This window comes from Bradyrhizobium sp. S3.7.6 (assembly GCF_054061875.1).
The window spans coordinates 1,847,732-1,862,278 of record NZ_JBSSEQ010000001.1; the positions used below are offsets into that span (position 1 = coordinate 1,847,732).

Here is a 14,547-nt window from a genome sequence, read left to right on the forward strand (position 1 = left end):
CCCAAGCGCGCCGTGGACTTCACCCTCCCTTAAATTTCGGGGAGTAGGCCTAAGCGGGATCAGAAGTTTGGAAGAGAGGCGACGATGTCGAGCCTGCCCATGCAAGTCGCCTTGATGCTCGGCGAGACCATCCAGAAGATGGTCCCCGTCACCTTCGTGCTCGCGGCGGTCTTCACCGTGCTCGAGCATTTCTGGGCCTGCAATCCCGGCGCGCCGTGGTGGCGCAAGCGCGAGATCCTCACCGACATCTGCTACTGGTTCTTCGTTCCGGTGTTCGCCCGCACCATGCGGATCGGACTCCTGATCGTCGGTGCCGGCGCCATCTTCAACATCCACGACGCCGACGACCTGATCGCCTTCTACGACAATGGCCATGGCCCGCTGGCGCAGTTGCCGCTGTGGGTACAGGCCATACTGTTCCTGGTGCTGTCTGACTTCATGCTGTACTGGCTGCACCGGCTGTTCCACGACGGCGGATTCTGGAAGTACCACGCCATCCATCATTCGTCGGAGGAGATCGGGTGGATTTCCGCAGCCCGCTTCCATCCCGTCAATCTCATGCTCGGGACGATCGGCGTCGACGTCGTGCTGCTGATGGCCGGCATCTCCCCGAACGTCATGATCTGGCTCGGTCCGTTCACTACCTTCCATTCGGCGTTCGTGCACGCCAACCTGAACTGGACCTTCGGGCCGTTCAAATATGTGCTGGCGACGCCGGTGTTCCACCGCTGGCACCACACCGCGCTCGAAGAGGGCGGTGACACCAATTTTGCCGGGACGTTTCCGATCTGGGACGTGCTGTTCGGCACCTTCCGCATGCCGGAGGGGAAACTGCCGCAGGACTACGGCAAGGACGAAGCGACCATGCCGAAGGAGATCGGGGGCCAGCTCGCCTATCCGTTCCGCCAGTAAGGGATCTTCCGAGGCAGCAAAGCGCCAGTCCGTTCAAACAATAGTCGGCGAGTTTGCGGAACGTTCACGAATTAAGGGCAGGTTAGCCGGGTCGGGCACCGGCTCCGCTGTGTATCGAATCGCTTCTGCCGGTTTGTGACGTCCCGGGGGTAAGAGTATGCGTAAAGAGTTGCTGCGCCGTCATGCGCGCGTTTGTCTTCTGGTTGCGGCTGCGGTGCTGGCATCGCCGGCCGCCAGCCTTGCCGAGGCGACCGCCGACACCATCGCCGTCAATGTCGACCAGGCCAAGCTGGTCCGGCTGCCCGGCAAGGTGGCGACCATCGTGGTCGGCAATCCCCTGATCGCCGACGTCACGCTCCAGCCCGGCGGCATGATCGTCGTGACCGGGAAGGGCTATGGTGCCACCAATTTCATCGCACTTGATCGGGGCGGTGAGATCCTGGTCGACCGTCAGATCCAGGTCGAAGGTCCGAGCGACCGGCTCGTCACCGTCTATCGCGGGGTCGAGCGCGAGTCCTACAGCTGCATGCCGCTGTGCCAGCGCCGCGTGACGCTCGGCGACAGCGACAACTATTTCAACAACACGATGAGCCAGGCCGGTTCGTTGAGCAACAACGCCAGCGGCAATGCCGGCGCGGCCGCCAAAACGAACTAGCAAGACGAGCTCGCAAGACGAACTGGCAAGACCGACGCGTTGTCCAGCGTCCACGACAGCGCGGATGCGGCCGGTACGATCTGCTGAGTCCATCCGCTCTTTCGGACATAAAAAAAAGGCCGTGCGTTGCGCACGGCCTTTTCCTTTTGCTTGCTCGCTAGAGCCGTCCGGGCCAAAGGCCCGTGGGCTCAACCGGCGGCGCGGAGGTTGTCCGCTGCCGACTTGCCGGAACGACGGTCGGCCACGATCTCGTAAGAGACCTTCTGACCTTCACGCAGCGTGCCGAGACCGGCGCGCTCGACGGCGCTGATGTGTACGAAGACGTCCTGGCCGCCATCGTCGGGCTGGATGAAGCCAAAGCCCTTGGTCGCGTTAAACCACTTCACGGTTCCCATGCTCACGGGGTAGTTCCTTCTCAGATGTGCAGTGTCGAAGCCTACTTTCGCAGGCGGGTTAGATCGAGTTTCTGGAAGGGTCGTCAGCGTGTCTGAACCGGCTGTACCGGTGGATGCCAATGTCGTCCGGCCGAAAATCGATGAGTGATTTTATTGGAATTAAGGCACCAAAACAATCCTGACGTGCACGATTTTTTGATCCGCCGCGATCGACACGGCGGATCAGCATACAGGTCAGAATTTTACTTTCGCAGCCGAGATGCCGGAAGCGGATCAACGGCGGCGGAACTGGCCACCGCGCTGTCCGGGACGGGGAGGCCCGCCCACGCCACTCGGACGTTCGTCCTTGTGGCGGAAAATCAGCCGGCCCTTCTCGAGGTCGTAGGGCGACATTTCCACGGTCACGCGGTCACCCGCCAGCGTCTTGATGCGGTTCTTCTTCATCTTGCCGGCGGTGTAGGCGACGATCTCGTGCCCGGCGTCGAGCTGCACGCGGTAGCGCGCGTCGGGGAGGATTTCGGTGACCAGTCCTTCGAACTGGATCAGCTCTTCCTTAGCCATGAATTTCTCCAGGTCGTGGACGGCTAGTGCGAATAGGGTTTGCGGGTCGGTTGGCCCATCGGCCGACTCTCGCGGCGTAAAAAGGCCACGCCTTGTATCCCATCGGGCTTGCCGGCGCTATGCGCGGAACGCTGTTCCGGGCGCTCGGTTGGGGAAGAATGCGTCTTACCACCGGACCGTTGGCGGCGAGACCCCTTCGAGACCTTCTGGCTACCACCGGGACGTCCGTCAACATGCCTTCCGTCACCGTGCCGACCTTCGCCGGGCCTTCCGTCGCCATGCTTGGCGGCGCTATGGTGGCGTCCGTCGGCATGCCTTTCGTCGGTGCGTCGTCCGTCAGTGTGACGTCCCTCACCATGCCTTGCGCCTTGCGGACGCTGGCCCGGGCGGCCCGGCCGGCCCTGTCGTTGCTGCGGCGGGGGCGGACCCGCATCGCGGCGCCCGGCATCGGTGCGGTGATCCTCACGCGATAGCGTTACCTTGATCAGCCGCTCGATGTCGCGGAGATAGCTGAGTTCCTCGCCGCCGGCGACCAGCGAGATCGCGGTGCCGTCGGCGCCGGCGCGCGCGGTGCGGCCGATGCGGTGCACATAGGTCTCCGGCACGTTCGGCAGGTCGAAATTGATGACGTGGCTGATGCCGTCGACATCGATACCGCGGGCGGCGATGTCGGTGGCGACCAGGGTGCGGATCTCGCCCGAACGGAACTGGGCGAGCGTCCGCTCGCGATGGTTCTGCGACTTGTTGCCATGGATGGCGCTGGCGGCGATGCCAGCCTTCTCAAGCGTCTTCACGACCTTGTCGGCACCATGCTTGGTGCGGGTGAAGACCAGCGCGCGATTGACCGGCTCGTCCTTCAGGAGCTTGGTCAGGAAGGCGGGCTTGGCGGAGAAATCGACCTGGATGATGCGCTGGTTGATCCGCTCGGCGGTCGAGGACACCGGGGTGACCGCAACGCGGGCGGGGTCCCGCAGCATCGCGTCGGCGAGCTCGGCTATATCCTTCGGCATGGTGGCCGAGAAGAACAGCGTCTGCCGCTTGATCGGCAGCTTGGCGACGATTTTACGGATGTCGTTGATGAAGCCCATGTCGAGCATGCGGTCGGCCTCGTCGAGCACGAGGAATTCGACGCTTCCAAGCTTCAGCCCGTTGCTCTGTACGAGGTCGAGCAGCCGGCCGGGGGTCGCCACCAAGACCTCGAGGCCAGGCATCAGCGCGCGAACCTGGCGGCCCATCGGCACGCCGCCGATGGCGAGCGTCGAGGACAGCCGGATGTGGCGGCCGTAGGCGTTGAAACTGTCGAGGATCTGGCCGGACAGCTCGCGGGTGGGCGAGAGCACCAGCACGCGGCAGGTCTTCGGCTGCGGCTTGATGCGGTTCTCGAGCAGGCGGTGCAGGATCGGCAGCGCGAAGGACGCGGTCTTGCCGGTGCCGGTCTGGGCGATGCCGACGACGTCGCGGCCGGTCAGTGCCGTGGGAATCGTCTGGGCCTGGATGGGGGTGGGGGTGACGTAATTCTCTTCGGCGAGAGCACGCGCGATGGGTTCGGCAAGGCCGAAGTCCTGAAAGGAAGTCAAAAGATGGGTTCTTTCCATGTCGAAAGCGAGCGCCCGGCGCAATCAGCGGGGCACGCGCAATAAGGGTGTCGAATGGACACCTGCGTGTTTGGGGTGTCGGATGGCTTGATGGGATGGGGCAAGCCAGAGGCCCGGAAAGGGCTTAAGAACACGCGGCTCGCTACGACCCCTTGATTCGCAAGAGGTCTCGAACCTCCATATGGAACATTCAGGGGGCGGTTTCAAGGCAACGCGGCCTCAAACCGTGATTGCAGTGCAGAAATAGTTATGCCGGAAATTTAGACAGGGTTATTGTTTTGCTTAAAAAATAACCTGTCTGCCGCATTGGCATACATTTTATTCGCCCAAGATTTGGGCAATCGGACTGCGGCGAAAGTTGGATTGCAGCGAAATTATATAATCTGACCAATAGGTTGGCATGTGCCCAGCCCATGGCATGGTTCTTGCGATTCCATTAATCGCAGGCGGCCGTGGGGCCGTTTCGCAGCGTCTTTTTCACGTCTGCGTCAGGGAGATGATACATCCATGCTTAACAAATCCACTCACGATATAGCGGCGTCATTTAGCCGCCGTGGCGTTCTCGCCGCGACCGCCGGACTGATGATGGGTCTGGCTTCATTGACTGGCGCCAAGGCCGCGGACGACACCATCAAGGTCGGCGTCTCTTCATTCTCTCTCCGGCACCATGGCCATCAGCGAAACCACGCTGAAGGACACCATCCTCTTCCTCATCGACGAGCAGAACAAGAAGGGCGGCGTCAACGGCAAGAAGCTCGAAGCCGTCGTGGTCGATCCTGCCTCGAACTGGCCGCTGTTCGCTGAAAAGGCGCGCGAGCTGATCACCAAGGACAAGGTCGCGGTCGTGTTCGGCTGCTGGACCTCGGTGTCGCGCAAGTCCGTGCTCCCGGTCTTCAAGGAGCTGAACAGCATCCTGTTCTACCCCGTGCAGTACGAGGGCGAGGAGAGCGAGCGCAACGTGTTCTACACGGGTGCTGCGCCGAACCAGCAGGCGATCCCCGCCGTCGACTATCTGATGAAGGACGAGAAGGTGAAGCGCTGGGTGCTCGCGGGCACCGACTACGTCTATCCGCGCACCACCAACAAGATCCTGGAGGCCTACCTGAAGTCGAAGGGTGTCGCCCAGGAAGACATCATGATCAACTACACGCCGTTCGGTCATTCCGACTGGCAGACGATCGTGGCCGACATCAAGAAGTTCGGCTCGGCCGGCAAGAAGACCGCGGTGGTTTCGACCATCAACGGCGACGCCAACGTTCCCTTCTACAAGGAGCTCGGCAACCAGGGCATCAAGGCCAAGGACATCCCGGTGGTCGCGTTCTCGGTGGGTGAGGAAGAGCTCGCCGGCATCGACACCAAGCCGCTGCTCGGTCATCTCGCCGCCTGGAACTACTTCCAGTCGATCAAGTCGCCCGAGAACGAGAAGTTCATCAAGGCCTGGCAGACCTACACCAAGAACCCGAAGCGCGTGACCAACGATCCGATGGAAGCGCACGTCATCGGTTTCGACATGTGGGTCAAGGCGGTCGAGAAGGTGAAGTCGACCGATCCGGACAAGGTGATCGACGCGCTGCCCGGCATCGAAGCCAAGAACCTGACCGGCGGCACCTCCAAGATGCTTCCGAACCATCACATCACCAAGCCGGTGTTCATTGGCGAAATCAAAGCCAACGGCCAGTTCGACGTGGTGTGGAAGACCCCGGGTCTTGTCGCAGGCGACGCCTGGTCGAAGGAGCTCGATGGCTCCAAGGACCTGGTCGGCGACTGGGTCGGCAAGAAGTGCGGCAACTTCAACACCAAGACCAACAAGTGCCTCGGCTCGGGCTCCTGATCCCGATCTGTCGGTTCATTGCACGACGGGAGGAGGCGGCTATTCCGCCGCCTTCTCCCCACTTCTGCCGGGGTGATTCAAAGTGCCAACCAATTTGTCCGCTCGTCTCTGTACCTTCGTCCTCTCGTTGTTCCTGATCGCGTTCGCACTGCCGGCCTTTGCCGGTCCGTTCGAGGATGCGGTCGCCAAATTCGCCAATGACGATTTCTCCGACACCGATGAGGCGATCGGCGTGGTCGCGAGCAGCGGCAACAAGCTGGCTTTCCCCATCATCAGCGCGCTCCAGGACGGTCGCCTCATGGCCGACCCTGATAGCAAGAAGGTTTACGTCACCGGTGCCGACGGCAAGTCGATCGATGCTGCGACCGGCGAGCCCGTCGCCAGCGTTCCCGACAGCGCCAGCGCGGTGCGCCTCAACAACCGCCTGCGCCGCAGCGTCGACGCTGCGATCGGCAGCCTGACGCTCCAGTCGCCGGATGTCGGAACGCGCCTCCAGGCGGCGCAATCCGTCTTCAAGTCGCACGAGGAGACCGCGCTCGAGCCGGTCGATGCCGCGCTCGCCAAGGAAACCAGCAAATCGGTCAAGGCCGCACTCGGCGATGCCCGCGCCGCGATCCTGCTGTTCAAGTCCGATGCCACCGAGGTCGAGAAGCTCGAGGCGGTCGCGACCCTCAAGGCGCGCGGCGACCAGGAGGCGATGGCGCTGCTGACAGGCATGGGCGATCAGCCGGCCTCGGTGACCAAGGCCGCTGCGAGCGCAATCAGCTCGATCCAGTCTTCGCTCGCGGTCTGGTCCACGGTGCAGAATGCCTGGTACGGCCTCTCACTCGGTTCGGTGCTGCTGCTCGCCGCGATCGGCCTCGCCATCACCTTCGGCGTGATGGGCGTCATCAACATGGCGCATGGCGAGATGGTGATGATCGGCGCCTACACCACCTTCGTGGTGCAGGAGGTGATCCGCACCCGCTATCCCAGCCTGTTCGACTATTCCTTGCTGATCGCCGTGCCGCTCGCCTTCCTCGTCGCCGGCGGCATCGGCGTGCTGATCGAGCGCAGCATCATCCGTTTCCTCTATGGCCGTCCGCTGGAGACGCTGCTGGCAACCTGGGGCCTGTCGCTGGTGCTGCAGCAGGCGGTGCGCACCATGTTCGGCCCGACCAACCGCGAGGTCGGCAATCCCTCCTGGATGAGCGGCGCGTTCGAGCTCGGCCAGATCACCATCACCTACAACCGGCTCTGGATCCTCGTCTTCACGCTCGCGGTGTTCGCGATCCTGCTCGCGATGCTGCGCTACACCGCGCTCGGCCTCGAGATGCGCGCGGTGACGCAGAACCGCCGCATGGCGGCCTCGATGGGCATCGCCACCTCGCGCGTCGACGCGCTGACCTTCGGTCTCGGCTCCGGTATTGCCGGCATCGCAGGCGTAGCGCTGTCGCAGATCGACAATGTCAGCCCCAATCTCGGCCAGAGCTACATCATCGACAGCTTCATGGTCGTGGTGTTCGGCGGCGTCGGCAATCTCTGGGGCACGCTGGTCGGCGCCTTCACACTCGGCATCGCCAACAAGTTCCTGGAGCCGGTCGCCGGCGCCGTGCTCGGCAAGATCGCGATCCTCGTTCTCATCATCCTGTTCATTCAAAAGCGGCCGCGCGGCCTGTTCGCGCTCAAGGGCCGTGCGGTGGAAGCATGACCCCTCACATGCTGACCCGATCGCTGGACCGCGGCGCGACGATCTTTCTCGCCATCGTCGCGGTCTGCGGCATCCTCATCCCGCTCTCAAACCTGCTGCTGCCCGCGGGCTCGTTCCTGCAGGTGCCGACCTATCTGGTCGCGCTCTGGGGCAAATATGTCTGCTACGCGATCCTCGCGCTTTCGATCGATCTGATCTGGGGCTATTGCGGCATCCTCTCGCTCGGCCACGGCGCCTTCTTCGCGCTCGGCGGCTACGCGATGGGCATGTACCTGATGCGGCAGATCGGCACCCGCGGCGTCTACGGCAACCCGATCCTGCCCGACTTCATGGTGTTCCTGAACTATTCGAAGCTGCCCTGGTACTGGTACGGCTTCGACATGTTCTGGTTTGCGGCGCTGATGGTGCTGTTCGTGCCGGGCCTGCTCGCCTTCTGCTTCGGCTGGCTCGCCTTCCGCTCCCGCGTCACCGGCGTGTACCTGTCGATCATCACGCAGGCGATGACCTATGCGCTGCTGCTTGCCTTCTTCCGCAATGATTTCGGCTTCGGCGGCAACAACGGCCTGACCGACTTCAAGGACATCCTCGGCTTCAACGTCCAGGCCGAGGGCACCCGTGCCGCGCTGTTTGCGCTGAGCTGCCTGGCGCTCATCCTGAGCTTCCTGATCTGCCGCTCCGTCGTGTCCTCCAAGCTCGGCAAGGTTCTGATCGCAATTCGCGACGCGGAATCGCGCAGCCGGTTCCTCGGGTACCGCGTCGAATCCTACAAGCTGTTCGTGTTCACGTTGTCGGCCTGCATGGCCGGCGTTGCCGGTGCGCTCTACGTGCCCCAGGTCGGCATCATCAACCCGAGCGAATTCGCACCCGGCAATTCGATCGAGGCGGTGATCTGGGTTGCGGTCGGCGGGCGCGGTACGCTGATCGGCGCGGCACTCGGCGCCGTCGTCGTTAACTATGCAAAAACGTTCTTCACCTCGGGCATGCTCGCGCCCTACTGGCTGTTCATGCTGGGCGCGCTGTTCATCCTGGTGACGCTGCTGCTGCCGAAGGGCATCGTCGGCACCTTCAATGCCTGGTGGGAGTCGTCCAAAGAAAAACGCACCGCAGCCAGCGCGAGCGCCGCGGCCGAAGATGGCGTCACCGAACCCAAGATGGCGGAGTAGGCGCAATGAACGTGATGGATACACGCGCGACCTCCGCGATGCTCTATCTCGACGGCGTGCACGTCTCGTTCGACGGCTTCCACGCCATCAACAATCTGTCGCTGACGCTCGCGCCCGGCGAGATGCGCGCCATCATCGGCCCGAACGGTGCCGGCAAGACCACGATGATGGACATCATCACCGGCAAGACCAAGCCCGACGAGGGCACGGTGCTGTTCGACGGCGTCACCGATTTGACGCGTCTGGACGAGACCCGCATCGCCGAGCTCGGCATCGGCCGCAAATTCCAGAAGCCGACCGTGTTCGAGAGCCAGACCGTGCAGGACAACCTCCTGCTCGCGCTCAATGTCGACCACAGCGTCAAGGGCACGCTGTTCTGGCGCGGCAGCAGGGCGGAGTCCGAGCGCATCGACAAGGTGCTGGAGACGATCCGCCTCACCGATGCCCGCAACCGGCTCGCCGGCAGCCTCAGCCACGGTCAGAAGCAGTGGCTCGAGATCGGCATGCTGCTGGCGCAGGATCCGAAGCTGCTGCTCGTCGACGAGCCCGTCGCGGGCATGACTGACGTCGAGACCCATCTCACCGCCGAGCTGCTGAAAGAAATCAACAAGACCCACACCGTGATGGTCGTCGAGCACGACATGACGTTCGTGCGCGAGCTCGGCGTCAAGGTCACCTGCCTGCATGAAGGCACCGTGCTTGCGGAAGGAACCATCGACCAGGTCTCGTCCAACGAGCGGGTCATCGAAGTCTATCTGGGGCGCTGAGCGATGCTTGAGGTCAAGGACATCAACCTGTTCTACGGCGCGGCGCAGGCGCTGCGCGGCGTCTCCATCGCCGCGGAGCCCGGCAAGGTCACCTGCGTGCTCGGGCGCAACGGCGTCGGCAAGACCTCGCTCCTGCGCGCCATGGTCGGGCAGTACCCGATCTCTTCGGGCGCGATCGTGCTCGACGGCAGCGACATCACGGGCCTCAAGCCCTATGAGCGGGCGCGCAAGGGCATCGGCTTCGTGCCGCAGGGCCGCGAGATATTTCCGCTGCTGACGGTCGAGGAGAACCTCAAGACCGGCTTCGGTCCGCTCAAGCGCGAGGACAGGCACATTCCGGACGACGTGTTCTCGCTGTTCCCGGTGCTGCAATCGATGCTCGGCCGGCGCGGCGGCGACCTCTCCGGCGGCCAACAGCAGCAGCTCGCGATCGGCCGCGCGCTGGTGATGCGGCCGAAATTGCTGCTGCTCGACGAGCCGACCGAAGGCATCCAGCCGTCGATCATCAAGGACATCGGTCGCGCCATCTCGTATCTGCGTAACCTCGGCAACATCGCCATCGTACTGGTCGAACAATATCTCGACTTTGCCTGCGAACTCGGCGACAGTTTCGCGGTGATGGATCGCGGCGCGGTGAAATTCTCCTGCGACCGATCCAATCTCGATCCGGCCGAAATCAGCCGCCAGATGGCGCTGTAATCCGAAAATTTCTGCCGCGGCCGGCTGGGGAGACGGATGCGCAGCGACGCTTTGACGACATCTTCGGTATTCGAGGCGAACCGCGCCCGCGGCGCGGTGCGCTTCGACGTCCATGCCCGCGATGGGGTGACGCGGCGGGGCGTCTTGCATGAGTCCGGCTCCCTGCGCGTGCGCTTTCCCTCGCCGGAGGGCGAGGGGCTCTCCGGCGTGTTCGTCAACACGGCTGGCGGCGTTGCCGGCGGAGACAGTTTTGACATCGAGATCGCGGCAGGTCAGGGCTCGCGCCTGACATTGACCACCGCTGCGGCCGAGAAGGTCTATCGTGCGCCCGGGGCGGCGGCGCAGCTCAATATCGCCTTGAAGGTCGCCGCGGGCGCGCACCTCGGCTGGTTGCCCCAGGAGACGATCCTGTTCGATCGTGCCCGGGTCCATCGTCGCTTCGACATCGAGCTGGACGAGGCCGCCTCGCTTCTGCTTTGCGAAATCGTCGTGTTTGGCCGCACCGCCATGGGCGAGCGGATGGAGCAGGGCGAGTTCATTGATCGCTGGCGGCTGCGTCGTGGTGGCAAGCTGGTGTTCGCCGAAACCGTCAGGCTCGACGGCAATATCGGTGCAAAACTAGGGCGATCGGCGGTGGCCAAGGGCGGTGCCGCGATCGGCACGGCGCTGATCGTTCCCGGCGACGAGCCGCTGATCGAGCGTATCCGCGAGGCCTCGGAGTCATTCGCCGGCGAGGTCGGAATCTCCGCCTGGAATGGCTTTGCAATGGCGCGGTTCTGTGCCCAAGATGCCGCGCGCTTGCGCGCCGATATGATGGCGGTGCTGGCGCGGACCGGCGCGGCGCTGCCGCGGCTGTGGCTGAGTTGATGGCTGCTGAATTGATGCATTGAACGGAAGAGATGCTGCATGAACCTGTCTCCCCGCGAAAAGGACAAGCTCCTGATCTCGATGGCGGCGATCGTCGCCCGCCGCCGGCTGGATCGCGGCGTCAAGCTCAACCATCCCGAGGCGATCGCGATCATCTCCGACTTCATCCTCGAAGGCGCGCGCGACGGCCGTACCGTCGCCGAGCTGATGCAATCCGGCGCGCAGGTTCTCACCCGCGACCAGGTGATGCCGGGCATTCCCGAAATGATCCACGACATCCAGGTCGAGGCGACCTTTCCGGACGGCACCAAGCTCGTCACCGTGCACGAGCCGATCAGGTAGGAGCGAGAGCATGATTCCCGGCGAACTCTTCATCCAGGAAGGCGAGATCGAGCTCAATGCCGGCCGCAAGACCGTGACGCTGACGGTGGCCAACACCGGCGACCGCCCGATCCAGGTCGGCTCGCACTACCATTTCTTCGAGACCAACCCGGCGCTGAAATTCGACCGCAAGAAAGCCCGCGGCATGCGCCTCGACATCGCCGCCGGCACCGCCGTCCGCTTCGAGCCCGGCCAGACCCGCGACGTCCAGCTCGTCGCCGTGGCCGGCAAGAAGACCATCTACGGTTTTCGCGGCGACGTGATGGGGAAGCTGTGAGTCCATGCTCCCCGCCGTCCGCCTCGTCTCCGAAGCTGCTGAGCTGGCCGCGCGCCGGCACAACGGCATGGCGCGCAAGGGGCGGGGGAACGAGCCTTACATCACCCATCTCGCGGAGGTCGCGAACCTGCTGGCGACGGCGACCGATGGCGCGGATGCCGAGCTGGTCGCGGCCGGGTGGCTGCACGACGTGATCGAGGACACCGACACCACTCGCGAGGAGCTCGCACAGAAATTCTCTGATCGCGTCGCCTCTCTCGTCGTTGAATGCACTGACGACATGAGCCTGCCCAAACCAGAGCGGCGACGCCGGCAGATCGTCGATGCGCCGAAGAAATCTGCCGGAGCAAAACTCATCAAGATCGCCGACAAGATCAGCAACATCGGCGCGCGCATTCATTCCGACCCGTCCGCCGAAGAGCGCGACGATCTCGCCGACTACACGGGCTGGGCTGAGCAGGTCGTCGCCGGATGCCGTGGCGGCAATTCGTGGCTCGATGCAAAATTCGACGATGCCGTAAGCGCAGCGAGGGCTTCGCTGTGAACAACCAAAAATTCAAACGCAAACGGGGCTTGTGATGTCCGTCAAAATAAAGCGTTCCGTCTATGCCGACATGTTCGGCCCGACCACCGGCGACAAGGTGCGGTTGGCCGACACCGATCTCATCATCGAGGTCGAGAAGGATTTCACCACCTACGGCGAGGAGGTGAAGTTCGGCGGCGGCAAGGTGATCCGCGACGGCATGGGCCAGTCGCAGGTCACCAACAAGCAGGGTGCGGCCGACACCGTCATCACCAATGCCCTGATCGTCGACCACTGGGGCATCGTGAAGGCCGACGTTGCGATCAAGGACGGCATGATTTCGGCGATCGGCAAGGCTGGTAATCCCGACATCCAGCCGGGCGTCACCATCATCGTCGGCCCCGGCACCGACGTGATCGCGGGCGAAGGAAAAATCCTCACCGCCGGCGGCTTCGACAGCCACATCCATTTCATCTGTCCGCAGCAGATCGAGCACGCGCTGATGTCTGGCGTCACCTCGATGCTCGGCGGCGGCACCGGTCCCTCGCACGGCACGTTCGCCACCACCTGCACGCCGGGACCGTGGCACATGGGGCGGATGATCCAGTCGTTCGACGCCTTCCCGGTCAATCTCGGCATCTCCGGCAAGGGTAACGCGTCGCGGCCCGCCGCCCTGGTCGAGATGATCAAGGGCGGCGCCTGCGCGCTGAAGCTGCACGAGGACTGGGGCACCACGCCGGCTGCGATCGACAACTGCCTGTCGGTGGCCGACGATTACGACGTCCAGGTCATGCTGCATTCCGACACGCTGAACGAATCCGGCTTCGTCGAGGATACGATCAAGGCCTTCAAGGGCCGTACCATCCACGCCTTCCACACCGAGGGCGCCGGCGGCGGTCACGCCCCCGACATCATCAAGGTCGCGGGGCTGAAGAATGTGCTGCCGTCCTCGACCAACCCGACGCGGCCCTTCACCCGCAACACCATCGACGAGCATCTGGACATGCTGATGGTGTGCCACCATCTCGATCCCTCGATCGCGGAAGACCTCGCGTTTGCGGAGAGCCGCATCCGCAAGGAGACCATCGCGGCCGAGGATATCCTGCACGATCTCGGCGCGCTCTCGATGATGTCCTCGGACTCGCAGGCCATGGGCCGACTCGGCGAGGTCATCATCCGGACGTGGCAGACCGCGGACAAGATGAAGAAGCAGCGCGGGTCGCTCGACCAGGACAAAGGCAAGGACAACGACAACTTCCGCGTCAAGCGCTACATCGCCAAGTACACGATCAATCCTGCGATCGCGCACGGCGTGTCGAAGCTGATCGGATCGGTCGAGAAGGGCAAGCTCGCCGACCTCGTGCTGTGGTCGCCGGCCTTCTTCGGCGTCAAGCCGGACTGTATCATCAAGGGCGGCTCGATCGTCGCCGCCCCCATGGGCGATCCCAACGCCTCGATCCCGACGCCGCAGCCGGTGCACTATCAGCCGATGTTCGGTGCCTTCGGCAAGGCGCGCACCGCGTCGTCCGTGGTGTTCACCTCGAAGGCGGCGGTCACCGGCGGCCTCGCGCGAAAGCTCGGCATCGACAAGAAGCTCTATGCGGTGCAGAACACCCGCGGAAAGATCTCGAAGAAGAGCATGATCCACAACGACGCCACGCCCAATATCGAGGTCGATCCCGAGACCTACGAGGTGCGCGCCGACGGCGAACTGCTGACCTGCGCGCCCGCCGAGGTGCTGCCGATGGCGCAGCGATATTTCATGTACTGAAATAGCGTCTGGATGCATGTCCCCGGCGCATGTCCCGATTGCATGTCTTGTTGCATGTCCTGGGGCGGCTTTTCCGGTTTTGCGTTCGACCCCGCCTGGTCTAAGGTCCCGCCCGGTATCTTACCTTAGAAGAAAAGCCGGGAGGATTTCTCGTGATTTACGTCGTTGCCACCTTGACCATCAAGCCCGAGACGCGCGCCGAATTCATTGCGGCCGCCACCGCCTGCATCAAGGAGACGCGGAAGGAGCCCGGCAACATCGCCTATGATTTGCACGAGAGCGTCACCGATCCCGCCAAGATGGTGTTCGTCGAGCAGTGGGAGAGCGCCGAGGCGCTGGTGCCGCATCGCGCCATGGAGCACATGAAGACGTTCGGCCGCGTCGCGGTGAAGTGTTTTACGGCGCCGCCGAAGATTGAAGTGATCACGCCCGAGAAGGTCGAGACACGGTAACGGGGTAA

Annotated in this window: 15 protein-coding genes and 1 pseudogene; 13 read left to right on the plus strand and 3 right to left on the minus strand. The window is 63.5% G+C overall.

Annotation, left to right across the window (positions count from 1 at the left end):
* Window positions 1-84: 84 nt before the first annotated feature.
* Together ACVJ5M_RS08730 and ACVJ5M_RS08735 are read left to right on the plus strand one after the other, a co-directional pair.
* Window positions 85-912 carry a sterol desaturase family protein gene (locus ACVJ5M_RS08730; protein ID WP_063980972.1) on the plus strand — a complete coding sequence of 276 codons (828 nt, stop codon included), beginning with the start codon at window positions 85-87 and terminating at the stop codon, window positions 910-912.
* 157 nt (window positions 913-1,069) lie between these two features.
* Window positions 1,070-1,567 (plus strand): pilus assembly protein N-terminal domain-containing protein, encoded by a 498-nt coding sequence (locus ACVJ5M_RS08735; RefSeq protein WP_063980973.1) that lies wholly within the window; start codon window positions 1,070-1,072, stop codon window positions 1,565-1,567.
* A gap of 188 nt (window positions 1,568-1,755) precedes the next feature.
* Here ACVJ5M_RS08735 and ACVJ5M_RS08740 read toward each other — a convergent pair whose 3' ends face one another.
* The 3 genes from ACVJ5M_RS08740 to ACVJ5M_RS08750 form a co-directional block, all read right to left on the minus strand.
* Window positions 1,756-1,968: a cold-shock protein gene (locus ACVJ5M_RS08740; RefSeq protein ID WP_028148374.1), complete on the minus strand. Its 213-nt coding sequence runs from the start codon at window positions 1,966-1,968 to the stop codon at window positions 1,756-1,758.
* A gap of 267 nt (window positions 1,969-2,235) precedes the next feature.
* Window positions 2,236-2,523 carry a translation initiation factor IF-1 gene (gene infA, locus ACVJ5M_RS08745; protein ID WP_008131890.1) on the minus strand — a complete coding sequence of 96 codons (288 nt, stop codon included), beginning with the start codon at window positions 2,521-2,523 and terminating at the stop codon, window positions 2,236-2,238.
* 23 nt (window positions 2,524-2,546) lie between these two features.
* A complete protein-coding gene (locus tag ACVJ5M_RS08750; RefSeq protein WP_063980974.1) occupies window positions 2,547-4,118 on the minus strand; it encodes a DEAD/DEAH box helicase in 1,572 nt (523 codons plus the stop codon).
* Window positions 4,119-4,625: 507 nt separating this feature from the next.
* Between ACVJ5M_RS08750 and urtA the strand changes: the two are divergent.
* The 11 genes and pseudogenes from urtA (at window position 4,626) to ACVJ5M_RS08805 (ending at window position 14,539) form a co-directional block, all read left to right on the plus strand.
* Window positions 4,626-5,949, plus strand: a pseudogene (gene urtA, locus ACVJ5M_RS08755) (urea ABC transporter substrate-binding protein).
* 82 nt (window positions 5,950-6,031) lie between these two features.
* Window positions 6,032-7,639: an urea ABC transporter permease subunit UrtB gene (gene urtB / locus ACVJ5M_RS08760; protein ID WP_063980976.1), complete on the plus strand. Its 1,608-nt coding sequence runs from the start codon at window positions 6,032-6,034 to the stop codon at window positions 7,637-7,639.
* Complete coding sequence (urtC, locus tag ACVJ5M_RS08765; protein ID WP_063980977.1) at window positions 7,636-8,802, plus strand: urea ABC transporter permease subunit UrtC; 1,167 nt, start codon at window positions 7,636-7,638, stop codon at window positions 8,800-8,802. The genes urtB and urtC overlap by 4 nt, the downstream gene beginning before the upstream one ends.
* 5 nt (window positions 8,803-8,807) lie before the next feature.
* On the plus strand, window positions 8,808-9,569 hold the full coding sequence (gene urtD, locus ACVJ5M_RS08770) for an urea ABC transporter ATP-binding protein UrtD (RefSeq protein WP_014498216.1): 762 nt from the start codon (window positions 8,808-8,810) through the stop codon (window positions 9,567-9,569).
* Between the two features lie 3 nt (window positions 9,570-9,572).
* A complete protein-coding gene (gene urtE / locus ACVJ5M_RS08775; protein ID WP_014498215.1) occupies window positions 9,573-10,268 on the plus strand; it encodes an urea ABC transporter ATP-binding subunit UrtE in 696 nt (231 codons plus the stop codon).
* A 36-nt stretch (window positions 10,269-10,304) separates the two neighbouring features.
* The gene (locus tag ACVJ5M_RS08780) at window positions 10,305-11,135 is read left to right on the plus strand and encodes an urease accessory protein UreD (protein ID WP_063980978.1); all 831 of its coding nucleotides are present in this window, start codon (window positions 10,305-10,307) and stop codon (window positions 11,133-11,135) included.
* 39 nt (window positions 11,136-11,174) lie between these two features.
* On the plus strand, window positions 11,175-11,477 hold the full coding sequence (locus tag ACVJ5M_RS08785) for an urease subunit gamma (RefSeq protein WP_007605424.1): 303 nt from the start codon (window positions 11,175-11,177) through the stop codon (window positions 11,475-11,477).
* Window positions 11,478-11,487: 10 nt separating this feature from the next.
* A complete protein-coding gene (locus ACVJ5M_RS08790; protein WP_283017997.1) occupies window positions 11,488-11,793 on the plus strand; it encodes an urease subunit beta in 306 nt (101 codons plus the stop codon).
* A gap of 4 nt (window positions 11,794-11,797) precedes the next feature.
* Entirely contained in the window at window positions 11,798-12,337 is a 540-nt protein-coding gene (locus ACVJ5M_RS08795) for an HD domain-containing protein (RefSeq protein ID WP_283017998.1), read from the plus strand.
* A 34-nt stretch (window positions 12,338-12,371) separates the two neighbouring features.
* Window positions 12,372-14,087 carry an urease subunit alpha gene (gene ureC, locus ACVJ5M_RS08800; protein ID WP_071916691.1) on the plus strand — a complete coding sequence of 572 codons (1,716 nt, stop codon included), beginning with the start codon at window positions 12,372-12,374 and terminating at the stop codon, window positions 14,085-14,087.
* A gap of 152 nt (window positions 14,088-14,239) precedes the next feature.
* Entirely contained in the window at window positions 14,240-14,539 is a 300-nt protein-coding gene (locus ACVJ5M_RS08805) for a putative quinol monooxygenase (RefSeq protein ID WP_014498210.1), read from the plus strand.
* Window positions 14,540-14,547 lie beyond the last annotated feature (8 nt).